The organism is Ilumatobacter coccineus YM16-304 (assembly GCF_000348785.1).
GTDB lineage: Bacteria > Actinomycetota > Acidimicrobiia > Acidimicrobiales > Ilumatobacteraceae > Ilumatobacter_A > Ilumatobacter_A coccineus.
The window spans coordinates 2,198,400-2,221,664 of record NC_020520.1; the positions used below are offsets into that span (position 1 = coordinate 2,198,400).

Here is a 23,265-nt window from a genome sequence, read left to right on the forward strand (position 1 = left end):
CGAACACCGCTCCCGTACACTTGCCGCCATGATCGCTCTCATCATCGTGATCGTCCTGGTGGTCGTGGTGCTCCTCGTCGGAGTCACCATGTACAACGGACTGATCCGCTCCAAGAACCAGGTCGAGAACGCCTGGTCACAGATCGACGTCCAGCTCAAACGACGGCTCGACCTCATCCCGAACCTCGTCGAGACCGTCAAGGGCTACGCCGCACACGAGCGCCAGACGCTCGAAGGTGTGATCCAGGCCCGCAACGCGGCGATCTCGGCACCCGACACGCCCGAAGCGCAAGCGTCGGCCGACAACATGATGACCGGCGCACTGCGCCAGATCTTCGCGCTCGGTGAGGCGTATCCCGATCTCAAGGCCAACCAGAACTTCCTGTCGCTCCAAGAGGAGTTGAGCGCCACCGAAGGTCGGGTCGCCTATGCGCGGCAGTTCTACAACGACAGCGTCCTGTCGTACAACAACAAGATCGAGTCGGTGCCGACCAACATCGTCGCCAGCATGTTGAAGTACTCCCAGCGCGAGTACTTCGAGGCCGACGAAGCGGCACGCACCGCGCCCGACATCGAGTTCTGATGTTCGAACTCATACGCGCGAACAAGCGCCGCAGCGTCGCCCTGATCGTCGGATTCATGTTGGTGGTGATGCTGGTCGGTGCCGCCATCGGTGTCCTGGTCGGCAACGGCGTGGTCTTCACGCTGATCGCCATCGTCATCAGCGGCGCCATCGCCTTCACCTCGTACTGGAAGGCCGACAAGATCGCGCTGCGCGTGAGCCGAGCCGTCCCGGCCGATCCGCAGCAGTACCAGCGGCTCCACAACCTCGTCGAAGGCCTGTGCATCGCCGGCGGGCTCCCGAAGCCCGGCGTGTACATCGTCGACGATCCGGCACCCAACGCCTTCGCGACCGGGCGCAACCCGAACCACGCGGCGATCGCCGTCACGACCGGCCTGCTCGACAAACTCAACCGGGTCGAACTCGAAGGCGTGGTCGCTCACGAACTCAGCCACATCCGCAACTACGACATCCTGGTCTCGACGCTCGCCGTCACCATGGTCGGCGCGGTGGCACTGGTGACCGACCTCGCGATCCGGATGATGTGGTGGAACGGCGGCCGTGTGCATCGTCGTGGTGACCACGGCGATTCGAGCAACCCGCTGGCCTATCTCGGGTTCGCGTTGCTGGTGGTGGCCCCGCTGATCGCCAAGGCGATGCAGGCGACGATCTCGCGTCGCCGCGAGACGCTCGCCGACGTGAGCGCGTGTCAGCTCACGCGGTATCCGCCGGGCCTGATCTCGGCGCTCGAAAAGCTCAAAGAAGACACCACCGTGACGCACAGTGCCTCGACGGCCACGGCACACTTGTGGATCGAACAACCGATGAGTGGAGTCGGTGACGACGGGAAGTTGTCGAAGGTCCACAAGATGTTCGAAACCCATCCACCACTCGATGAACGCATCGCCCTCCTGAGAGAACTCTGATGAACACCTCACGCTCGAATGCATCCCGTCTGGCCGCGGGCCTCACCGGTCTCGCGCTCGTCGCAGCCGCGTGCGGCGGCGGAGGCGACTCGGCCGAAGAGACCACGACCGTCCCCGAAGAGACCACGACCACCACCACCGAGGTCGTCGAGACGACCACGACGGTCGAGGCCGCCACGACCACCACGACCGAGCCGGCGGTCGATGAGCCGCTGCGCCAGCCGCTGACCGGTGAGATCGTCGACTCCGAGGACGAACTGATCACGCGTCCGGCGCTGGCCGTCAAGATCGACAACGCCGACGGTGCCCGTCGCAACCACACCGGACTCGCCGTCGCCGACATCGTCTTCGAAGAGATCGTCGAAGACAGCAACACGCGTTTCGCCGCCGTGTTCCACACGCAGGACGCCGATCCGATCGGCCCGATCCGTTCCGGCCGATCGCAAGACGTCGACATCCTGTCGTCGCTGAACTCGCCGTTGTTCGCCTGGAGCGGCGGCAACCCCGGAGTCACACGCCTGATCCGTGACTCGTTCCTCACCGACCTCAACTGGCAGCGCAACGCGGGGAGCTACCAGCGCGGCCCCGGCACGTCGCCGAGCAACCTGTACAGCGACACCGAGCAGCTCTACGCGCTGACACCGGAAGATCACCCCGGTGCTCCGCCGATCCAGTGGTCGTACGTGCCCGACAACGCTGCGTTCGCGGGCGACGACGTGTCGGGCTTCGACCTGGCGATGCGCCGTCGCGACATCAGCTGGGACTGGAACGCCGAGCTCGACAAGTTCGTGCGCTCGATGGACGGCACGCCGCACGACGACGTCACGTACGGGCCGATCGCGGCCACGAACGTCGTGGTCATGCTCACCGAGTACCGCCCGAGCACGATCGACCGCAACTCGCCCGAGGCGCAGACCATCGGTGAGGGGCTCGTGTACGTGTTCTCGAACGGTGGCTACATCGAAGGCAAGTGGAGCCGCGGGCTGGCGGTCGGGCCGATCACGTTCAACGATCTCGAGGGCAATCCGATCCCGCTCACCCCGGGCAACACGTGGATCGAGCTCGCCGAACTGATCGACGACGCCGGTGAAGGCGAATCGCCGGTCGACATGGTGATCCGTCCCGCCTGAGCCGGTCGTGTCGATCGTGGCACCGTGACCACCCGGCTCGGTCGCAAACGCGTTCGGGTGAACCCGCACGATCGAAAGTACGCTCACGCCCATGAGTGACACGCGCAGCACGGGTACGTTCCCCGTCAAACGGGGATTGGCCGAGATGATGAAGGGCGGCGTCATCATGGACGTCGTCACACCCGAGCAGGCAAAGATCGCCGAAGACGCTGGTGCCGTCGCCGTCATGGCGCTCGAGCGAGTGCCCGCCGACATCCGCAAGGACGGCGGCGTGGCCCGCATGAGCGACCCCGAGATGATCGACGGCATCCAGTCCGCAGTCTCGATTCCGGTCATGGCCAAGGCTCGTATCGGCCACTTCGTCGAAGCGCAGATCCTGCAAGCGCTCGGCGTCGACTTCATCGACGAGTCCGAGGTGCTCACCCCGGCCGACGAGGCGTACCACATCGACAAGATGGCGTTCGACGTGCCGTTCGTGTGCGGCGCCACCAACCTCGGCGAGGCGCTGCGACGCATCTCCGAAGGCGCGGCCATGATCCGCTCGAAGGGCGAGGCCGGCACCGGCAACGTCGTCGAGGCGGTACGTCACCTCCGCTCGATCATCGGCGACATGAAGCGGCTCACGCAGGCCGACGAAGCCGAGCTGTTCGGTTGGGCCAAAGAACTGCAGGCGCCACTGCCGCTCGTCCAGGAGATCGCCGAGACCGGCACGCTGCCGGTGCCGTTGTTCTGTGCGGGCGGACTCGCCACGCCGGCCGATGCCGCGCTCGCCATGCAGCTCGGTGCCGACGCCGTGTTCGTCGGGTCGGGCATCTTCAAGTCCGACGATCCCGCACCGCGGGCGAAGGCCATCGTCGAGGCGACCACGCACTTCCAAGACGCCGACATCCTCGCCAAGGTGAGTCGCGGTCTCGGCGCTCCGATGACCGGCATCGCCATGGACGAGATCAACCAGCGCTACGCCGAGCGGGGCTGGTGACCGAGGCGTCGCCCGAACCGGTCGTCGGTGTCCTGGCGCTCCAAGGAGCGTTCGCCGCGCATCAGGAACGTCTCGTCGCCCTCGGCGTGAGCGCGCCGCTCGTGCGCACCGCGGAGCAACTCGCTGCGGTCGACGCGCTCGTCATCCCCGGCGGCGAGAGCACGACGATGTCGCACCTGCTCACCACCAACCACCTGTTCGACGATCTGAAGGGGCGCATCGCCGACGGCCTGCCGGTCTTCGGTACCTGCGCGGGGATGATCCTGTGTGCCGCCGAGGTCCTCGACGGCCGTCCCGACCAGCGCAGTTTCGGCCGTATCGACATCACGGTGCGGCGCAACGGGTACGGCCGGCAGCTCGCCAGCTTCGAGACCGATCTCGACGTCGACTCGCTCGCCGACCCGTTCCACGCGGTGTTCATCCGTGCACCGTTCGTCGAGCGCGTCGGGCCCGAGTGTGAGATCTTGGCCGAGCACGAAGGTGTGCCTGTTCTGGTTCGCCACGAAACATGTACCGTGGCCTCGTTCCATCCCGAGTTGACGCCCGACGGGCGCCTCCACGAGATGTTCATCCGATCGATCGGTTCACCGCTCCACGAGTAGAGGGTTTCAGATGTCAGGCCATTCGAAATGGGCAACCATCAAGCACAAGAAGGGCGCTGCCGACGCAGCGCGCGGGAAACTGTTCGCCAAGCTGGCGCGGCAGGTCGAGGTCGCGGCCAAGGGCGGTGGCGATCCCGACATGAACGCCACGCTGCGCACGGCCGTCCAGAAGGCCAAAGCGGCGAGTATGACCAACGACGCCATCGACCGCGCCATCAAACGTGGCACGGGTGAAGGTGGCGACGCGGTCGTCTACGAGACGATCATGTACGAGGGGTATGCGCCGGGCGGCGTCGCCCTGCTCATCGACGTCCTCACCGACAACCGCAACCGCATCAGCGCCGATGTGCGCCAGGTGTTCTCGAAGCTCGGCGGCTCGATGGCCGAGCCGGGAGCGGTGGGCTGGCAGTTCGAGCGACGCGGTGTGATCGTGACCGTCGACGGCGTGTCGGAAGACGACGTGATGATGGCGGCGCTCGAAGCCGGCGCCGACGACATCGTGCCCCAGGGCGACGCGTGGCGCATCATGACGGCTCCGTCCGACGTCTACAACGTCAAGGAAGCCCTCGACGCGGCCGGCATCGAGACGATCTCGGCCGACTCGCCCATGGTCGCCGAGAACCTGGTGCCGGTCACCGATGTCAAGGACGCCAAGGCGATCCTGCGGATCCTCGAAGCGCTCGAAGACAACGACGACGTGCAGGACGTGTTCTCCAACTTCGACATCAGCGACGAACTGATGGAGGAAGCGTCGGCATGAGCCTGACGGTCGGGGACACCGCCCCCGATTTCTCGCTGCCGGGCACCGGCGGCGAGCAGTTCTCGCTGAGCGACTACGCCGGCAAGCCGGTGGTGCTCGTGTTCTACCCGGGCGACGACACGCCGGTGTGTACCCGACAGCTCAACAGCTACAACGACGGCATCGAACAGTTCGACGAACTCGACGCTCAGGTCATCGGCATCTCGGCGCAAGACGTCGCCAGCCACGATGCGTTCTCGTCGAAGCACGGGTTCACGTTTCCGCTGCTGGCCGACACCGACAAGGCCGTCGCCGGGCTCTACGGCACGCTCGGACCGCTCGGGTTCCCGCGTCGCAGCGTGTTCATCATCGATGCCGACGGCGTCGTGCGCTACTGCCACCGCGCCATGGCCGGTCTCACGTTCCGCCCGGTCAAAGAACTGGTCGCCGAACTCCAGAAGCTCTGAGCTGCCGGTGGCCGCGTGAGCGGCGCCGAGGTTCGAGCGGATTGCATCGACGGGCCGGTGCCCATCGGATAACGTACGAACTTGTGTTCGCCAACAGCGTCAGTTCCGCAACATCGGGTCGAACGACCCGCGTGCTCGGAATAGACCCCGGGCTCACCCGATGCGGGTACGCCGTGGTCGAAGGTCGCGGCGCCTCCGCCCGGGCGATCTCGATGGGCGTCATCCGCACGCCGGCATCCGATCCGCTGCCGTCGCGGCTCGCCACCCTGCGCCTCGAGTTCACCGCACTGATCAGCGAGTTCGAGCCCGACGTCGTCGCCGTCGAGCAGGTGTTCTTCCAGGTCAACGTGCGAACCGCCATGGCGACGGGGCAGGCGAGCGGCCTGGCACTCGCCGAGGCCTCGCTCGCCGGCTGCGAGGTGATGCAGTACACCCCCAACCAGGTCAAAGACGCCGTGGCCGGCTGGGGCGGGGCCGGCAAAGAGCAGGTGCAGCGCATGGTGCAGCAGCGCCTCAAGCTGTCGGCGCTGCCCAAACCGGCCGACGCCGCCGACGCCGCGGCGCTCGCGCTCACACACCTGGCGATGTCGCCGATCGGGCGGCAGTTGCGCGACGGTGCCGCTCACCACTCGACCGTCGCCGGGCGTACGGCCGCCGCGAAAGGAACCCGATGATCGGCTCACTCCGAGGCGAAGTCCTCGAACGTCACGTCGACGGCACGATCCTGCTCGAGGTCGGTGGTGTCGGGTACCTGGTCACGGTGAGTTCGCGGGCCATCCCCGAACTCGAGCCGGGGTCCAAGGCGTTCCTCCTGATCCACCATCACATCCGTGAGCAGGAGCAGACCCTCTTCGGATTCACCTCCAACGAGGAGAAGACCACGTTCCAGACGTTGCTCAACACGCACGGCGTCGGCCCCACCATGGCGATGTCGGTCATCGCGACGCATCCGCCGGCGGCGCTCGTCGACATCGTGGCCGGCAACGACGTCGCCGCGCTGCAACTCGTCCCGAAGGTCGGCAAGAAGACCGCCGAGCGCCTCATCGTCGAACTGAAGAACCGGCTGTCGATCGCGATGCTCGACGGCGACGGTGGTGCCACCGGTGGTGCCGCGTCGGCGGTGTCGGAGGTGCGTGAAGCGCTCGCCGGGCTCGGCTACGCCACCGATGAGATCCGCGACGTGTTGCGAGACTTGCCCAGCGACGTCGACAGCGCCACACTGCTCAGAGATGCACTGAAGTCGCTGGGAGCCAAGCGTGCGTGACGAATTCCTCGATCCGAACATCCGGGCCGACGACGAGTCGGCGGTGTCCGCCGTGCTCGCCGGTGGAGCAGCAGGCGGCGAGGCCGACGCCGATTCCGAAGTCGGGCTCCGACCGCAAGCGCTCGACGAGTTCGTCGGTCAGCGCGAACTCAAAGAACACCTCACCATCGTGCTCGAAGCGGCCCGCAAACGCGAGCAGTCGGTCGATCACCTGCTGTTCGCCGGGCCACCCGGCCTCGGCAAGACCACGCTCGCCGGCATCGTCGCGGTCGAGATGGGGGTGCAACTCCACATCACGTCGGGTCCGGCACTCGAACGCGCAGGCGATCTGGCCGCCATCCTCACGAAGCTCGAAGAGGGCGACGTGCTCTTCATCGACGAGATCCACCGACTCTCTCGGTCGGTCGAGGAGATCCTGTACCCGGCGATGGAGGACTTCCAGCTCGACATCGTCGTCGGCAAGGGGCCTGCGGCGTCGAGCATCCGCCTGACCATGCCGCCGTTCACGCTGGTCGGCGCCACCACACGCACCGGCATGATCACCGGTCCGCTGCGCGATCGTTTCGGGCTCGTCGCCCGGCTCGACTACTACGACACCGACGAGCTGCGGATGATCGTCGAACGTGCGGCGGGGATCCTCGACGTCGACATCGACACCGACGGCGCCCAGCAGATCGCTCGACGATCGCGAGGTACGCCCCGTATCGCCAACCGCCTGTTGCGGCGCGTGCGCGACTTCGCCGAGGTGCGTGCCGACGGTTCGATCACCTCGACGGTCGCCGCCGAAGGCCTGGCGCTGTTCGGCGTCGACGATCGCGGTCTCGACAAGGTCGACCGTGCGATCCTGTCGAACCTCTGCGGTCAGTTCGGTGGCGGGCCGGTCGGCCTCTCGACACTGGCCATCAGCATCGGTGAGCAACCCGAGACGGTCGAAGACGTCTACGAACCGTTCCTCATCACGCAGGGCATGATCGCCCGCACCCCACGTGGTCGCGTGGCGCTCGCTGCGGCGTACGAGCACGTGGGCCTCGAGGTTCCGCCGTCGCGCGCTCCCGAGAACGCGGCCACCCTGTTCGACGGCTGAGCGCCGACCGGCGCGCCGGAGAGGGTCCCCGACCGCTCGAGGGTGGTTTCCGTACACTTCGGGCTGTGAAGAAGCGTGTCTCGTACCCGATGTCGGTCGCGGTTGCCTCGTTGGTGATCGCCGCATGTGGAGGCGGTGACAACGCTCGCGATGTGCTCTCGGGGGCCGACGACACGGTCGTCACCGTTCCGGCGACCGACCCCGAACCCGTCGACACCGACCCTCCTGCCACCGACGCGCCGGTCGACACCGCACCCGCCACGACCGCGCCGGCCGACGATTCGTCGAGCACGACCACCTTGGCCGGCGACGAACCGGGCGGGGACCTGGCTGCCTTCTGCGGTGCGAGCGAGCAGTTCTACGTCGAATCGGAGGCGCTCAACAGCATCGACGGCGATGCCGACGCCGCAGCGCGTTCGTTGTTCAACGACATGAGCGTCTCGGTCGCCGGTGCGATCTTCAACGCGCCGACGCCCGAGGTCGCCGCCGCGCCGCAGCAGATGCAAGCGGTGCTCGGCACGCTGCTCCCAGCGCTCGACGCCGTCGACTACGACATCGATGCCGTCGGTGACCTGCCCAACGCCGACGAGGTCAACGGAGCGTTCGCCGAGTTCGGCACGATCGTCGGCCAGCTGCGTACGTTCATCGTCGAGGAGTGCGGGGCCGACCTCGATGAGCTCGCTGCGGCAGCCGTGGCGAAGGCGGACGCCGCCTCCGGATCGGCGACCACCGAGCCGGTCGAGTCGACGCCGGCCACCACGATCGCCCCTGACGTCGACGTCGACGGCGACGCGATCTTCGTCGAAGACGCCAGCGGGACGATCACCGCATCGGTTCCGCCCTCGTGGAACATCATCGACGGCACGCCTGACGGCGACCTCCGCCAGCTCATCGCTGCGCCCGACGCCGAGGCGTTCCTCGGCAGCTTCGCCGCCTCGGGCGTGATCATCGTCTCGGGCGACGCGCCGAACGGCAACGGCGACGAGGCCGGTGCCGCCGGACTCGACGGGCTCTCGGCCAGCATCGAAGCCGACGGGTGCGTGCTCGGCTCGGAGGCTCCGTACGACGACGGTGTCTACACCGGCACCGAACGCATCTACAGCTGCCCCGGTACCGACGCCGTCGCCCGCTTCGCCGGTGGAACGAACTTCGACAGCGACCTCTTCTGGTTGCTCGGCGTGGTGTATCAGCCCGCCGAGATCGGCGTGTGGGAACTCATCACCGAGTCGTTCCTCGTCGATTGACGGCTGTGGCCCTCACGATCAGCGATTTCGACTACGAGCTCCCGGCGGAGCGGATCGCGCAGACACCGATCGCCCCGCGCGATGCCGCGCGCCTGCTCGTCGACCGGGGCGACTCGATCGAGCATCGTCGCGTGCGCGAGCTCGCCGAACTGCTCGAACCGGGCGACCTGCTCGTCGTCAACGACACGCGCGTCATCCCGGCTCGCCTGCGATTGCAGCGAGACACGGGAGGAGCCGCCGAGGCACTGCTGCTCGAACCGCGTAGCGACGACCGGCGCCGCTGGGAGGCGCTGGTCCGGCCGGGCGGCAAGCTCAAGGTGGGCGAGTCGTTGATGGCGCCCGACACCGATCTGGCGATCGTCCGGATGGGGGAGCGGACCGATGCCGGCGACACCTTCGAGATCGAGTTGCTCACCGACGACGACCCGATGCGGCTGCTCGAGCAGTACGGAGCGATGCCGCTGCCGCCGTACATCGGCGAACGGCTCGACGACCCCGACCGCTACCAGACGGTGTACGCCGCCGAGCCGGGCTCTGCCGCGGCGCCCACGGCCGGTCTCCACTTCACCGACGAGGTGTTCGCCTCGCTGGCGGAGAAGGGCATCGAGGTGGCGACGGTCGAACTCGTCGTCGGGCTCGACACCTTCCAGCCGATCAGCACCGACGATCCGCTCGACCATCCGATGCACACCGAGCGGTATCGAGTTCCCACGGCGACGTGGGAGGCGTGTACCGCGACGCGAGCGGCCGGTGGTCGGGTGGTCGCCGTCGGCACCACCGCGGTCCGCGCATTGGAATCGGCGGCGGCGCGCAGCGAGCTCACCGGGCGAACCAACCTGTTCATCTCGCGAGGGTTCGACTGGCAGGTCGTCGACGTCTTGATGACCAACTTCCACCTGCCGAAGACCACGCTGCTGATGATGATCGACGCGTTCATCGGCCCGCGCTGGCGGGAGCTCTACGCAGCTGCCACGGACTGCGACTACCGGTTCTTGTCGTTCGGTGATGCCATGCTGCTCACTCGCCGAGACCTCTCGTAGCCTGCTGCGGTGCATCCCGTTCAATTCGAGGTCGAAGCAACCGACGGCGCAGCCCGGTCGGGAACCGCCACCACGGCCAACGGCTCGTACACCACGCCGTTGTTCATGCCGGTCGGCACCCGTGGCGCCATCAAGTACCTGAGCGCCGACGACTATGCCCGAGTCGGAGCGCAGATCGTGCTCGGCAACACCTACCACCTGATGCTGCGACCCGGTTCGGAGTTGGTGGCGAAGTTCGGCGGACTCGGCAAGTTCGCCGGATGGGACGGTCTCACGCTCACCGACTCCGGCGGGTTCCAGGTGTTCTCGCTCGAGCCCAAGGTCGACGACGCCGGGGTGACGTTCAAGAGCACGTACGACGGCTCGACGATTCGATTCACCCCCGAAGAAGCGGTCCGGGTGCAGCAAGAACTCGGTGCTGACATCCAGATGGTGCTCGACCAGTGTCCGCCGCTCCCGAGCCCGCCCGACGTCGTGCGCACCGCGCTCGAACGCACCTCGGCGTGGGCGGCGCGAGCCAAAGCGGCGCACGACCGTCCCGACCAGGCGCTGTTCGGCATCGTGCAGGGAGGCATCTCGGAGTCGATGCGCGCCGAGAGCGCCCAGCGCACGGTCGAACTCGGCTTCGACGGCTACGGGATCGGCGGCCTGTCGGTGGGGGAGACGCGCGCCGAGATGCTGCCGGCGTTGGCCGCGGCGATCGAGCACCTGCCCGACGACCGGCCTCGTTACCTGATGGGAGTGGGCGATCCGGCGTCGCTCGTCGAAGCGGTCGGCCTCGGCGTCGACCAGTTCGACTGCGTGATGCAGACCCGTCTCGGACGCCACGGCACGGCGCTCACGTCGACCGGACGCTTCCAGGCGAAAGCGGCACGAAACGCCGAACTCGACGAGCCGCTCGACGCGAACTGCCCGTGCGACGTGTGTGCTCGCCACAGCCGCGGGTACATCCGTCACCTGCTCCAGGTGGGAGAACCCACGGCCTCCCGGCTGCTCTCGATCCACAACGTGGCGTGGACGATCGACCTGATGAATCGCATGCGATCGGCCATCGAAGCAGGGCGCTTCGACGAGCTCCGGCGAGAAGTGCTCTCTGTCTGGGACACCTGACCGCTAGCATTTCGATCCGCCATGACAACTCTCTTTGCAAATGCCGTGCTCGGCTCAGCGGAGTCCAGCGGGGGCGCGAGCTCGATCTTCTCGCTCGGTCTGCTCCTCCTCGTCCCGTTCGGCATGTACTTCTTCATGATCCGCCCACAGCGTCGCAAGATGCGCGAGCAGCAGGAGCTGCAGGCCGCACTCGGCGTCGGTGACGAGGTCGTCACCACCAGCGGCATCTTCGGCACGATCACCGGAGAAGACGGCGACAGTCGTTTCTGGCTCGAAATCGACGACGACGTGCAGATCCGGATCGCCCGAGCGGCGATCCAGGGACGCGTGTCGCCCGACGATGACGACGACGAAACCGCCGACACCGATGCCGACGCGGCATCGGCAGAGGCCGACTGATCGCTCATGAGACGTCGACTCTGGATTTCGCTGATCGGCACCATCCTCATGGTGTTCGGCGCCCTCGCGGGCAACCTGGCCACCGACAACACGCCGATCCTCGGCCTCGACCTGCAGGGTGGCGTGTCGGTCATCCTCGCCCCGGTCGAAGACGCGAGCGGCGACGATCTGGTGATCGTTCGTGACCTGGTTCGCGACGAGCTCGAGAACTTCGGCATCGCCGAGCCCGACGTGCGTGTGCAGGGGTCGACGATCGTCGTCGACCTGCCCGGTGTCGACGATCAGCAGGAAGCGCTCGAAGCTGTCAACGTGTCGGGCGTCGTGCAACTGCGTCCCGTGCTCAACTCGTTCGAGTGCCAGACGGTGACCGACACGCTCACGCCGACCCCGCTCGTCGTCGACGACGGTCTCACCACCGACGACGGGCTGACCGTCACCTCCGACACCGACCTCGCAACGGTCATCGACACCGAGAGCGACATCGGCGACGAGAGCACCGAGCCCGACGATGCCGCCACCGACGATGCGGCGACCGACGATGCGGCGACCGACGATGTTGAGCCGCAGCCACTGCGCAGCCCGCGCCGTCAGCTGCCGAGTGCCGTGGAGCCGACCACCACCGACGCTGCCGATGAGCCCGCCACCACCGACGAGCCGGCCACGACCGACGAACCGGTCACGACCGACGAGCCCGTCACCACCGACGTCGCCGTCGAGCCGCCCGCCGACGTGACGCCCGTCGTGCCGACCCCGGTCACCTCCGGAGCCGAACTGCTCATCTCACGCGACGGCGTGCCCGTGTGCGCCGGACCCGATCAGAACACCAACGGCGTGCTCGTGTTCGAGCGCGGCGGCGCCAGCGCAACGCTCAACCCCGGCTGGGGTGTCGTCGCCACGCTGCGCGGCGGCGAAGGCCAGGCCTTCTGGAACAGCCTCGCCTCACAGTGCTTCTCGCAGGCCTCCACCTGCTCGACCGGCCAACTCGCCATCGTGCTCGACGGTGTCGTGCAGTCGGCCCCCAACGTCAACCAGCCGACGTTCGACGACCAGGTGTCGATCACCGGGTCGTTCACCGAAGACGAAGCTCGCAGCCTCGCTCGCGTGCTCAACCGCGGTGCCTTTCCCGTCGAGGTCGAAGCTCAGGAAGCTCGGACCGTGTCGGCGTCCGCCGGTGGCGACTCGCTGCGAGCCGCCATCATCGCCGGCCTGCTCGGCGTTGCGCTCGTGCTGGTCTTCCTCGTGGCCTACTACCGCTGGCTTGCTCTGGTCATCATCGGCGGGCTCGTCATCTGGGCCGCCACCGTGTTCAGCGCTGCCGCGTTCGTGTCGGGGGCGACCAACTACGCGCTGAGTCTGGCGGGGGTGACGGGCATCATCGTTGCCGTCGGTGTCACCGTCGACAGTTATGTCGTCTTCTTCGAACGCATGAAAGACGAGATCCGCAACGGGCGCACCCTGAAGAACGCTGCCCCTCGGAGCTTCACCTCCACCTGGCGCACCATCTGGTCGGCCGACCTCGTGTCGATGATCGGCGCCGGCATCCTCTTCTGGCTGAGCGTCGGCTCGGTCCGCGGTTTCGCGCTGTACCTGGGGATCACCACCGTCTGCGACCTCCTGGTCTGCTACTTCTTCACTCGTCCCGCCGTGTTGCTGCTCGCTCGGAGCAAGTTCATGGTCGGTAAACGAGCCTTCGGACTGGAGGTGGCCCGATGAGCCGCGCCGATCACATCGCGTCGTCGCCCATCGGACGACTGTTCCGTGGCCAGACGGCCATCGACTTCTACGGCCGTCGCCGCATCGCCCTCGTCGTCGGCATCGTCGTCGTGGTCGCCACGTTCGGCTCGCTGTTCACCCGCGGGCTCAACCTCGGCCTCGACTTCGAAGGCGGCCAGGCTTGGGACGTTCCCGCCGGCGAGACCTTCGGCGTCGACGAAGCCGAAGACGTCCTCGGCGACAACGGCGTCAGCATCACCGGATCGAAGATCCAGACCCGATCGTCCGACGACACCAGCTTCGTCACCGTGCAGATCGAGGAGGTCTCGACCGAGGTCGCCGATCAGCTCACCAGCGACTTCGCTGCGGCGGCAGGTGTGGAGATCGAGGACGTCAGCTTCTCGTTCACGAGCGCCTCGTGGGGCGGTGACATCACCGAGAAGGCCGTACGCGCGCTGGTGATCTTCCTGGTCGTCGTGGCGATCTTCATCTCGCTCCGCTTCGAATGGCGGATGGCGCTGGCCGCCCTCGCAGCGATGGGGCACGACCTCATCCTCGCCGTCGGCGTCTACACGATCTTCCAGTTCGAGGTCACGCCGGCCACGGTCATCGCGTTCCTCACGATCCTCGGCTACTCGTTGTACGACACCATCGTCGTGTTCGACCGGGTCAAGGAGAACGAAGGCAAGTACGCCGGGGTCCGTATGCCGTACCCCGACGTCGTCAACATCTCGATGAACCAGGTGCTCATGCGCTCGATCAACACGAGCCTGTCGTCGGTGCTGCCCGTCGTGTCGTTGCTGCTCGTCGGTGCCGGATTCCTCGGTGCGGTCACGCTCCGCGAGTTCGCCCTGGCGTTGCTCGTCGGCATGCTCGCCGGTGTCTACTCGTCGATCTTCGTCGCCTCGCCCGTCCTGGCGGCGCTCAAGGCCAACACCGGCCGCAAGGCTCGTCGCGAGCGCCTGCTCGGCGAGGAGCTGCGGGCTGCCGTGATCGGCGCCGGCGTCAGCGGTCGTGTGGTCCACTCCGACGAGAACCCGACCGAGTCCGATCGCCACGACGACGAGGCTCGCACCGAGGCGATCCATCAGCCGGCCGAGCGCATTCTCAGCCACCCGCCTCGTCCGCGCAAGAAGAAGCGACGCTGATCCGACCGTCGGACCCGACTGGTCCGACGGGGACGGCGGCTTCGGAGATATCCTCCGTACATGGCAGCCGTTGGTTCCACCGAACGCACACGAGATCACGGTTCGTTGCGCGGCTTCGTGCGCGACATCGCCGACTTCCCCGAAGACGGCGTCACCTACCGCGACATCACCCCGCTGCTCGGTGATTCGTCAGCCTTCGCACAGGCGGTGACCGGCCTGGTCGACGAGTTCTCAGGCGTCGCAGTCGATCGCGTCGTCGGTGTCGAGTCACGCGGCTTCATCTTCGGGGCAGCGGTGGCGTATCGCATCGGCGCCGGGTTCGTGCCGGTCCGCAAACCCGGCAAACTCCCGTGGGCGGTGGTGCGCGAGGAGTACCAACTCGAGTACGGCGCCGACAAGCTCGAGATCCACCGTGACGCGATCCATCCGGGCGAACGGATTCTGATCGTCGACGACGTGCTCGCCACCGGCGGCACCGCACGAGCCACGGCGAAACTCGTCGAGACGCTCGGAGGCGTCATCGCCGGACTCGGATTCGTGATCGAGCTCGACGACCTCGGTGGTCGAGCACAACTCGGAGAGCGCCCGGTGAAGTCGCTCCTGCACTACTCCTGAAGGATTTTCGAGATGGGAACCGTCAATCGGGTCTTGCCATGGCGTCGCCAACAGTCGACACCGGCAGCACTCGGTGAGCTGGCGCCGTTGCTCGACTCGTACCGGCGCCGTCACCCGAAATCGCCGATCAACAACATCAACCGGGCGTACCGCGTCGCGAGCGACGCACACCGTTCGCAGATGCGCAAGAGCGGTGAGGCCTACATCAACCACCCGCTCGCCGTGGCGCAGATCGTCGCCGAGATCGGCCTCGACGAGGTGTCGATCGCGGCGGCGTTGCTCCACGACGCCGTCGAAGCCACCGAGATCACGTTGTCCGACGTCGAAGACGGTTTCGGTGCCGACGTCGCCGCCATCGTCGACGGGGTCACCAAGCTCGAACGCATCCGCTTCGACTCGCGCGAAGAGCAGCAAGCGGCGACGATGCGCAAGATGCTCGTCGCCATGGCGAAAGACCTGCGGGTGCTCGTCATCAAGCTGGCCGACCGTCTGCACAACATGCGCACGATCGCAGCGATGCCGCTCGAGAAGCAGCAGCGCATCGCTCAGGAGACCCTCGACATCTACGCTCCGCTCGCGCATCGCCTCGGCATGCAGGAGCTCAAGCAGGAACTCGAAGACCTCGCGTTCGCGTCGCTCCACCCGAAGCGGTTCGCCGAACTCGATCACCTCGTACGCATCCGCACGCCCGAGCGTGACGTGTTCCTCGCCAAGGCGATCGCAGAGGTTCGCTCCGGCCTCACCGAGCTCAACATCGACGCCGAGGTCACCGGGCGCGGCAAGCACCTCTGGAGCATCTACGAGAAGATGGTCGTGAAGGGCCTCGAGTTCGACGACATCTTCGACCTCGTCGCGGTCCGGGTCATCGTGCCGACGATGAAGGACTGCTACGCCGCGCTGGGCTCGATCCATGGTCGCTGGCGTCCGGTCGTCGGGCGCTTCAAGGACTACATCGCGATGCCGAAGTTCAACCTCTATCAGAGCCTGCACACCACGGTGATCGGCCCGTCCGGCAAGGCGATCGAGGTGCAGATCCGCACCGAGGAGATGCACCGTCGAGCCGAATGGGGTGTGGCGGCGCACTGGGCGTACAAAGACCGCTCGAACAACGGCACCGCGTCGGCGACCGACATCGACTGGTTGTCGCGCATCATCGACTGGCAAGAAGAGGTCTCCGACCCGGCCCAGTTCATGCAGAGCCTCAAGACCGACCTCGAGCAAGACGAGGTGTACGTCTTCACGCCGAAGGGTCGGGTCATCGCTCTTCCGGTGGGGTCGACCACCGTCGACTTCGCCTACGCGGTGCACACCGAGGTCGGCCACGCCACGATCGGTGCGCGCATCAACGGTCGGTTGGTCGGGCTCGACCACGTCGTGCAGAGCGGCGACAACTGCGAGATCTTCACCTCGAAGGTCGAGACGGCGAGTCCCTCGCAGGACTGGTTGACGTTCGTTGCGTCGCCGCGGGCCCGCAACAAGATCCGCCAGTGGTTCAGCCGCGAGCGACGGATGGACATGATCGAGGCGGGTCGTGAAGACCTCACCGATCAGTTGCGTCGCGAGTCGTTGCCGATCAACGAGGTGTGGAAGTCGCATCAGCTCGAAACCGTCATCGACGATCTCGGATACGCCGATCTCGACGCCTTGCTCGCCGCGGTCGGAGAGCACCACGTGTCGGCGGCCGGTGTCGCCCAGAAGATCGCTCGGGGATACCGAGACGGCGAAGAAGACGTGCAGTTGCCGGCGACCATCGAGAAGCCGCGGCGTGAGCGTCGTGACGGGCAACGGCAAGAGGTCGGTGTGCACGTCGAGGGGCTCGACGACATGCTCGTGCGGCTGGCGATGTGTTGCACACCGGTGCCCGGTGACGACATCACCGGGTACGTCACTCGCGGCCGAGGTGTGAGCGTGCACCGCAACGACTGTGCCAACGCCGTGTCGCTCATGGCCCAGCAGGCGACGCGCATGATCGACGTCGACTGGGACGGAGAAGCGCGGTTCAACGCCACGTTCACGGCCGGGATCGAAGTCGTCGCACTCGACCGGTCACAGTTGCTTCGTGACGTGGCCACGGCCATGGCCGAACACAAGGTCAACATCGTCTCGTGCGAAACCATGACCGGGGCCGACCGTGAGGCACGCATGCGATTCGAGTTCGAACTCGCGAATCCAGGGCACCTCGACTCGGTGCTGCGCACCATCAAGGGGATTCCGTCGGTCTACGACGCATATCGCACCGTGCCAGGCGCGACCGCGCCGGTAGCCTGACCGGCCGTGCCAACCTTCCAGACCAGCCCCGGAATGCGGGACATCCTGCCGCCCGAGAGTGCCCGTTGGCGGCGGCTGCACAACATCTTCGCCGACACGGTCGAAGCGGCCGGCTACGGCCAGGTGATGACGCCGCTCATCGAGGACATCGGCGTGTTCACCCGGATCGGTGACGCCACCGACGTGGTCACGAAGGAGATGTACGACTTTCACGACAAGGGTGACCGGCACGTGTCGCTCCGACCCGAACTCACCGCGAGCGTGTGCCGGGCGTTCGCCGAGCACCGGCCGATCACGCCGTGGAAGGTCTGGTACGCCGGGCCCAACTTCCGCTACGAGAAGCCGCAGCGCGGCCGTTTCCGCCAGTTCGATCAGGTCGGCGTCGAAGTGCTCGGTGTCGACGATGCCGATCTCGACGTCGAGGTGATCGCGCTCGCCTGGGAGTTCTACCGAGCCCTCGGGTTGCAACAGGTCAACCTGATCGTCAACAGCCTGGGCGAGCCCGAGGATCGTCAGGCGTACGTCGACGCGTTGCGCTCGCACTTCGAAGCGGTGGGCGACGGGCTCACCGAGCAGAGCCGTGTCACGTTGGCGAAGAACCCGCTGCGTGTGCTCGATTCCAAGCGCGAGCCCGATGCCGAGCACATCGCATCGGCACCCACGATCGCCGATTTCCACTCCGCCGAAGCGGCGGCGCACTTCGCCAAGGTGCAGGCCGGTCTCGATGCGCTGGGCATTCCGTTCACGGTCGAACCGAAGTTGGTGCGCGGGCTCGACTACTACCGGCGCACGATCTTCGAGTTCCAGGGCCTCACGCTCGACTCCGCGCAGAACGCCCTCGGTGGGGGCGGTCGCTACGACGGTCTCGTCGAAGCGCTCGGTGGGCCGGCCACGGCCGGTATCGGTTTCGCACTTGGCGTCGACCGGACGTTGCTCGCCTGCGACGACGAAGGGGTGTTCGAGAGCGCTCCACGGGTACTCGACGCATTCGTCGTCGACGTCACCGGGGGAGCGGCTGCGGTCGAACTCACCGCAGAGCTCCGCTCGGCGGGTCTCGCTGCCGATCGCGGCTTCGAGAATCGCAGCATGAAGGCGCAGATGAAGCTGGCCAACCGCAGCGGGGCCACCCATGCCGTCATCATCGGCGCCGACGAACTCGCCGATGGCACCGCCATCGTCAAGCCGATGTCTCGCGACGCCGGCGATCAACAGACCATCCCGCGATCCGACGTGGTCGCTCACCTCCAGCAGAAGACAGAACGATGAACGATTCAGCTTCCAGCACGTCCATGCGCACACATCTGTGTGGCGCCCTCCGCTCCGAGCACATCGGCCAGACGGTCAGCGTGTGTGGCTGGGTCGGCCGCCGCCGTGAGCACGGTGAGCATCTGGCCTTCGTCGACCTGCGCGATCACTCGGGGATCGTGCAGTGCGTCATCAATCACGACGTCGACGTGCGCAGCGAGTACGTGCTGAAGATCACGGGCGTCGTCCGTGAACGCCCCGAGGGGACGATCAACGAGAACATTCCGACCGGCGATGTCGAGATCGGCGAGTGCGAGGTCGAGATCCTGCGCGTGGCCACACCGCCGCCGTTCCCGATCGACGAGCGCGCCGACGACGTCGACGAGAACATTCGTCTGCAGTACCGCTATCTCGACCTGCGCCGCAGTCGGATGCAGAAGAACCTGCGTGTTCGTTCCGCCGTCAACGCGGCGGTGCGCAACTCGATGCATGATCAGGGCTTCGTCGAGGTGGAGACGCCGATGCTCGTTCCGTCGACGCCGGAGGGTGCTCGTGAGTTCCTCGTGCCGTCGCGCAAGGAGCCGGGTTCGTTCTACGCGCTGCCGCAGTCGCCGCAGTTGTTCAAGCAGTTGTTGATGGTCGGTGGCGTCGATCGTTACTACCAGATCGCTCGCTGCTTGCGGGACGAGGATCTGCGCGCCGATCGTCAGTACGAGTTCATGCAGCTCGACATGGAGATGAGCTTCGTCAATCAGGACGACGTGCTCGATGCGGTGTCGCAGTCGGTGTTGGCGGCGGCCGAGGCGGTGACGGGGGAGCGTCCGGAGCCGATCGAGCGGATCACCTGGCACGACGCGATGAACCGCTTCGGCATCGACAAGCCCGACCTTCGCTTCGGGATGGAACTGCAGGAGCTCACCGCGATCTTCTCGTCGACGGAGTTCAAGGCGTTCGCCGGCGCCGAGGCGATCAAGGGCATCAAGGTCGACGGTGGCGCTGCCGAGTACGGCCGCAACCAGCTCGACAAGCTGACCGACAAGGCGAAGAGCGCTGGCGCCAAGGGGCTCGTGTGGCTCAAGGCGACCGATGAAGGATTCGACTCGCCGGTGGCGAAGTTCCTGTCCGACGACGAAGTCGCTGCGCTCAAGGAGACCATGAGCGTCGCCACGGGTGACCTCGTGTTGATCGTCGCTGACGATTGGGAGCCGACGTGCGAAGTGCTCGGCATGCTGCGCAACGAGATCGGCCGGCCGCCGGTGCACCAGGGGCCGTACCGGTACGTGTGGGTCGTGGAGTTCCCGCTGTTCGTCGGTCGTGACAAGGAGACGGGCAACCCGAAGTCGGGCCACCACCCATTCACGATGCCGCACCCCGACGACATCGACAAGTTCGAGTCCGATCCGATGTCGGTCCGGTCGATCGCGTACGACCTGGTGCTCAACGGCTGGGAGCTCGGTTCGGGTTCGATCCGAATCCACGAGCCCGAGTTGCAGCGCAAGGTCTTCGCCGGGCTCGGGATCAGCGACGAGGAGGCCGAGCGCAAGTTCGGGTTCTTCCTCAACCCGTTCGAGTACGGTGCCCCGCCGCACGGCGGCTTCGCGTTCGGCCTCGACCGATTGGTCGCGATCCTCGCCGGCGAAGACAACATCCGTGAGGTCATCGCCTACCCGAAGACGCAGTCGGGTCAGGATCCGATGACCAACTCGCCGATCCCGGGTGATCCCAAGGCGCTCGAGGAGCTCGGGTTGAAAGTGTTGCCGCAGGTCGACTGACGTCATCGCCGATGGCGGTAGCCGTAGCCGTAGCCGTAGCCGTGGTGGTGGAGCTACGGCGCACGGCGGCCGATCGAAGGGCCGTCACGAGAGTCGTTGGCCATCAACGGGCCGCTCGCTGCTGGCTGCTCGCTGTTGGCCGTGGGCGTCATGCCGCGTCGAGATGCTCCGGTGGTGGCGAGGGACGGTTGGTGATGGCGCTGAGGACATCGCCGATGTCGCGGACCGGGCTCGACGACAGTTCGACGCATCGTTGACACGTTCGGCCCGATGACGGGCCGGCCGTGGCGAGAAATCGTTGGTGGCTGTGCCGTCGAGGCGTGTCGATCGACATCGACGCGAACGCCCCACACATCGTGACACCTCTGCCGATCGAGTCGCGGCGCCCGGTCGATCGATCGGTGGTCTCGCGGATCGCGTGGACGCCGTCTCGGGTCTGTGCTCGTCGTGGGCGAGGGTTGCGTGCGAGTTGGAGCATGCGGCGATTGCGGTCGATGCAGCGGTGTCGATAAGCCTTCTGCTTGCAGGAGTTCGAGCAGTAGACGGCATGTCGTCCTGGCCGCCGCCAGCGAGGGACCGATCGTTCGCAGACCGGGCAGTTCCACAGCGCGACGACGTCGGTGCACGGGCCGGCGCGGTCCCGCAACCGAGCCCGTTCGCCATCATCCATGGCCCACACGATCGGTGCCAACTGCCGGTTCGGCAGGTTCACGTCGGGTTCGAGCTGCTCGTCGAACACGAGCGCTGGTGGGGTCGGAGCGCTTCGAAGGGCCGGTGCTTCGGCGGCTGCACCCGGACTCCGGTGCGACGGTGGAGCGGAGTTCGTCTCGTCGGTGGCCATGACCGGCAACGTATTCGAAGGGTGTCACAGAGTTGACGAGAGCACCGTTCCGACGGAGCGAAGGAGGGTCCGCGGTGCCCGACGCTGCCCCGGAAGGGACACCGCCGACGGGAGCCGTGTCGCCGGGCGCGGGCCAGAACCGCGTTCGGAATCGTCCCGTCGCAGCGCGCGGACTCGTTCACGAATCGTCTCACCCGCATGAGCCAGGTGGGTTCCGAATCGTCTCGTTGCGGCGCGGCGAGCTGATCACGAATCGTCTCACCCTTTGTGAGGCAGGCGAGTTCCGAATCGTCTCGTCGCAGCGCGCGGAGTCGATCACGAATCGTCTCACCCCGTGTGAGGCAGGCGAGTTCCGAATCGTCTCACAACGGTCGGCGACACGGTCACGAATCGTCTCATGTGGTCGAGGCCGCCGGCGGGGACCCAGAGCCCGAGCGGATGAGGGCAGGCCGGACGTCGCGAGCCAGACCCCGAACGGGGTGGCCCGGCGTCCCACCGCGCAGCGCCGCCACCAACACGCGCAATGCAGCCTCGCAGCCATGGTGAGACGATTCGTCACGCTCGCTCGTCTCGACCGTGAGACGATTCGTGACGTCGCTCACCCCCAACCGTGAGACGATTCGGGATGGTCCGGTGTGGCAGTGGTGAGACGATTCGGGATCGTCCGGTGTGGCAGTGGTGAGACGATTCGGGATGGTCCGGTGTGGCAGTGGTGAGACGATTCGGAACGGCCTGGTGCAACAACGGTGAGACGATTCGGAACGGCCTGGTGCGACAACGGTGAGACGATTCGTGACGCCTGACTCGGTCGACTCGACGCTCTGGACCCGGCTACCCGACGGATCGGCGGCCACCTGGACACCTGGACACCTGGACACCTGGCCCTTGCGTCATCACTTCATAACATGGTAGTTATATGACTATGTCGAACGCTCAGACGGTGCTGGAGAACGACGAGGCCGATCTCGACGAAACGCTGGACGAACTCGAGGTCGTCCTCAAGGCACTCGCCAGCACACGCCGTCTGAAGATCCTCGAATGGCTCAAGGACCCGGCCGCACACTTTCCCGCCCAGGTCCACGGCGACCCGGTCGAACACGGCGCCTGCAATCAGTTCATCGTCGACAAGCTCGGCGTCAGCCAGCCAGCGGGCTCACGTCACCTGAAGGTGCTCGTCGACGCCGACCTGGTCATCGCCACACCTCGCCAGGGCTGGACCTACTACCGCCGCAACGAACCACAGATCGCCGCCGTCGCACGACGGCTCACCGAGATCTGATCCGCAGCTCGCTCGAATCACGTCAGGAACCACATGTACGAATCCCTCAACGGCAAGATCGTCCTCGTCACCGGCTCCGGTGCCGGCATCGGACGAGCACTGGCCGAACGCTTCGCCGGCCAAGGATGCAGCGTCGTCGTCAACGACCTCGACCAAGACGCCGCCGACGCCACCGCAGCCAGCATCGTCGCCGACGGGGGCACCGCCATCGGCATCGCCGCCGACGTGTCGAACGGCGACGAGGTCGCCGCAATGTTCGACCGGATCGTCGACGAATTCGACGGCATCGACGTGTTGGTCAACAACGCCGGTCTCGTCAGCCCCATGCTGCACTTCTTCGAAGCCGACGAAGCGTGGTGGCGTCGGATCATCGACGTCAACCTCACGGGCCACTTCCTGTGCTCCCACCGAGCCGCCCGCCTCATGGCCAAGGCCGGAGGCGGATCGATCATCAACATGAGCTCGGGAGGCGCCACCAAAGCGCACCGCTCGTTCACCGCCTACGACGCCAGCAAAGGCGGCATCGAAGCACTCACGCGAGCGATGGCCCTCGACCTCGGCCCGTACAACGTGCGTGTCAACGCACTCATGCCCGGTTCGATCGACACCTCGGGCCTCGACATGGCGCAACGCAAGCTCCGTGGTGAGAACGTCCCGCTCGGCCGCATCGGCGAACCGAGCGACATGACCGGCGCCGCGCTGTTCCTCGCGTCCGACGACGCCACCTACATCACCGGCGACGTCATCAGGATCGACGGCGGCATGCTCGCCCAACAGCGCTCGGCCACCGTCGACATCATGCCGCCATCAGCATTTCCCGCCGTCGAGGACCTCTGAC

General features: G+C 66.5%; 23 protein-coding genes. 22 read left to right on the top strand and 1 reads right to left on the bottom strand.

All coding sequences use genetic code 11. The annotated features are described in order from the left end of the window. Positions 1-28 precede the first annotated feature (28 nt). From YM304_RS09895 to aspS, 20 genes are all read left to right on the top strand, one after another. Positions 29-583: a LemA family protein gene (locus tag YM304_RS09895; RefSeq protein ID WP_015441540.1), complete on the top strand. Its 555-nt coding sequence runs from the start codon at positions 29-31 to the stop codon at positions 581-583. Further along, positions 583-1,488 (top strand): M48 family metallopeptidase, encoded by a 906-nt coding sequence (locus YM304_RS09900; protein WP_015441541.1) that lies wholly within the window; start codon positions 583-585, stop codon positions 1,486-1,488. Before YM304_RS09895 ends, YM304_RS09900 begins: the two co-directional genes overlap by 1 nt. Continuing rightward, entirely contained in the window at positions 1,488-2,618 is a 1,131-nt protein-coding gene (locus YM304_RS22370; protein ID WP_015441542.1) for a DUF3048 domain-containing protein, read from the top strand. The genes YM304_RS09900 and YM304_RS22370 overlap by 1 nt, the downstream gene beginning before the upstream one ends. 91 nt (positions 2,619-2,709) lie before the next feature. Further along, a complete protein-coding gene (gene pdxS, locus YM304_RS09910) occupies positions 2,710-3,597 on the top strand; it encodes a pyridoxal 5'-phosphate synthase lyase subunit PdxS (RefSeq protein WP_015441543.1) in 888 nt (295 codons plus the stop codon). Then, complete coding sequence (gene pdxT, locus YM304_RS09915) at positions 3,594-4,199, top strand: pyridoxal 5'-phosphate synthase glutaminase subunit PdxT (RefSeq protein WP_015441544.1); 606 nt, start codon at positions 3,594-3,596, stop codon at positions 4,197-4,199. Before pdxS ends, pdxT begins: the two co-directional genes overlap by 4 nt. A gap of 10 nt (positions 4,200-4,209) precedes the next feature. Beyond that, on the top strand, positions 4,210-4,959 hold the full coding sequence (locus tag YM304_RS09920; protein WP_015441545.1) for a YebC/PmpR family DNA-binding transcriptional regulator: 750 nt from the start codon (positions 4,210-4,212) through the stop codon (positions 4,957-4,959). After that, positions 4,956-5,405 (top strand): peroxiredoxin, encoded by a 450-nt coding sequence (locus YM304_RS09925; protein ID WP_015441546.1) that lies wholly within the window; start codon positions 4,956-4,958, stop codon positions 5,403-5,405. Before YM304_RS09920 ends, YM304_RS09925 begins: the two co-directional genes overlap by 4 nt. Before the next feature lie 131 nt (positions 5,406-5,536). After that, positions 5,537-6,079: a crossover junction endodeoxyribonuclease RuvC gene (ruvC, locus tag YM304_RS09930; RefSeq protein ID WP_015441547.1), complete on the top strand. Its 543-nt coding sequence runs from the start codon at positions 5,537-5,539 to the stop codon at positions 6,077-6,079. Then, a complete protein-coding gene (gene ruvA, locus YM304_RS09935; protein WP_015441548.1) occupies positions 6,076-6,669 on the top strand; it encodes a Holliday junction branch migration protein RuvA in 594 nt (197 codons plus the stop codon). Before ruvC ends, ruvA begins: the two co-directional genes overlap by 4 nt. After that, positions 6,662-7,753, top strand: coding sequence for a Holliday junction branch migration DNA helicase RuvB (gene ruvB, locus YM304_RS09940; RefSeq protein ID WP_015441549.1), 1,092 nt, complete (start codon positions 6,662-6,664; stop codon positions 7,751-7,753). Before ruvA ends, ruvB begins: the two co-directional genes overlap by 8 nt. A gap of 65 nt (positions 7,754-7,818) precedes the next feature. Then, entirely contained in the window at positions 7,819-8,997 is a 1,179-nt protein-coding gene (locus YM304_RS09945; protein WP_015441550.1) for a hypothetical protein, read from the top strand. Positions 8,998-9,002: 5 nt separating this feature from the next. Next, positions 9,003-10,037, top strand: coding sequence for a tRNA preQ1(34) S-adenosylmethionine ribosyltransferase-isomerase QueA (gene queA / locus YM304_RS09950; RefSeq protein ID WP_015441551.1), 1,035 nt, complete (start codon positions 9,003-9,005; stop codon positions 10,035-10,037). Positions 10,038-10,046: 9 nt separating this feature from the next. Continuing rightward, positions 10,047-11,147, top strand: a complete 1,101-nt coding sequence (tgt, locus tag YM304_RS09955) for a tRNA guanosine(34) transglycosylase Tgt (RefSeq protein WP_015441552.1) — start codon at positions 10,047-10,049, stop codon at positions 11,145-11,147. Between the two features lie 21 nt (positions 11,148-11,168). Beyond that, on the top strand, positions 11,169-11,546 hold the full coding sequence (gene yajC / locus YM304_RS09960) for a preprotein translocase subunit YajC (RefSeq protein ID WP_070105285.1): 378 nt from the start codon (positions 11,169-11,171) through the stop codon (positions 11,544-11,546). Positions 11,547-11,552: 6 nt separating this feature from the next. Further along, entirely contained in the window at positions 11,553-13,259 is a 1,707-nt protein-coding gene (locus tag YM304_RS09965; RefSeq protein ID WP_015441554.1) for a preprotein translocase subunit SecD, read from the top strand. Beyond that, the gene (gene secF / locus YM304_RS09970) at positions 13,256-14,407 is read left to right on the top strand and encodes a protein translocase subunit SecF (protein WP_015441555.1); all 1,152 of its coding nucleotides are present in this window, start codon (positions 13,256-13,258) and stop codon (positions 14,405-14,407) included. The genes YM304_RS09965 and secF overlap by 4 nt, the downstream gene beginning before the upstream one ends. Positions 14,408-14,467: 60 nt before the next feature. Beyond that, positions 14,468-15,022 (top strand): adenine phosphoribosyltransferase, encoded by a 555-nt coding sequence (locus YM304_RS09975; protein ID WP_015441556.1) that lies wholly within the window; start codon positions 14,468-14,470, stop codon positions 15,020-15,022. Between the two features lie 12 nt (positions 15,023-15,034). Next, positions 15,035-17,290: a RelA/SpoT family protein gene (locus tag YM304_RS09980; protein WP_015441557.1), complete on the top strand. Its 2,256-nt coding sequence runs from the start codon at positions 15,035-15,037 to the stop codon at positions 17,288-17,290. Between the two features lie 6 nt (positions 17,291-17,296). Beyond that, complete coding sequence (hisS, locus tag YM304_RS09985) at positions 17,297-18,556, top strand: histidine--tRNA ligase (RefSeq protein ID WP_015441558.1); 1,260 nt, start codon at positions 17,297-17,299, stop codon at positions 18,554-18,556. Then, positions 18,553-20,307, top strand: a complete 1,755-nt coding sequence (gene aspS, locus YM304_RS09990; RefSeq protein ID WP_041298174.1) for an aspartate--tRNA ligase — start codon at positions 18,553-18,555, stop codon at positions 20,305-20,307. The genes hisS and aspS overlap by 4 nt, the downstream gene beginning before the upstream one ends. 148 nt (positions 20,308-20,455) lie before the next feature. On the opposite strand, the gene YM304_RS09995 is transcribed toward aspS, so the two are convergent. Further along, the gene (locus YM304_RS09995; protein WP_015441560.1) at positions 20,456-21,148 is read right to left on the bottom strand and encodes a hypothetical protein; all 693 of its coding nucleotides are present in this window, start codon (positions 21,146-21,148) and stop codon (positions 20,456-20,458) included. 922 nt (positions 21,149-22,070) lie between these two features. On the opposite strand from YM304_RS09995, the gene YM304_RS10000 reads away from it, so the two are divergent. Together YM304_RS10000 and YM304_RS10005 are read left to right on the top strand one after the other, a co-directional pair. Then, on the top strand, positions 22,071-22,427 hold the full coding sequence (locus YM304_RS10000) for an ArsR/SmtB family transcription factor (RefSeq protein WP_173401479.1): 357 nt from the start codon (positions 22,071-22,073) through the stop codon (positions 22,425-22,427). A gap of 33 nt (positions 22,428-22,460) precedes the next feature. Beyond that, entirely contained in the window at positions 22,461-23,264 is an 804-nt protein-coding gene (locus tag YM304_RS10005; protein ID WP_015441563.1) for an SDR family NAD(P)-dependent oxidoreductase, read from the top strand. Position 23,265 lies beyond the last annotated feature (1 nt).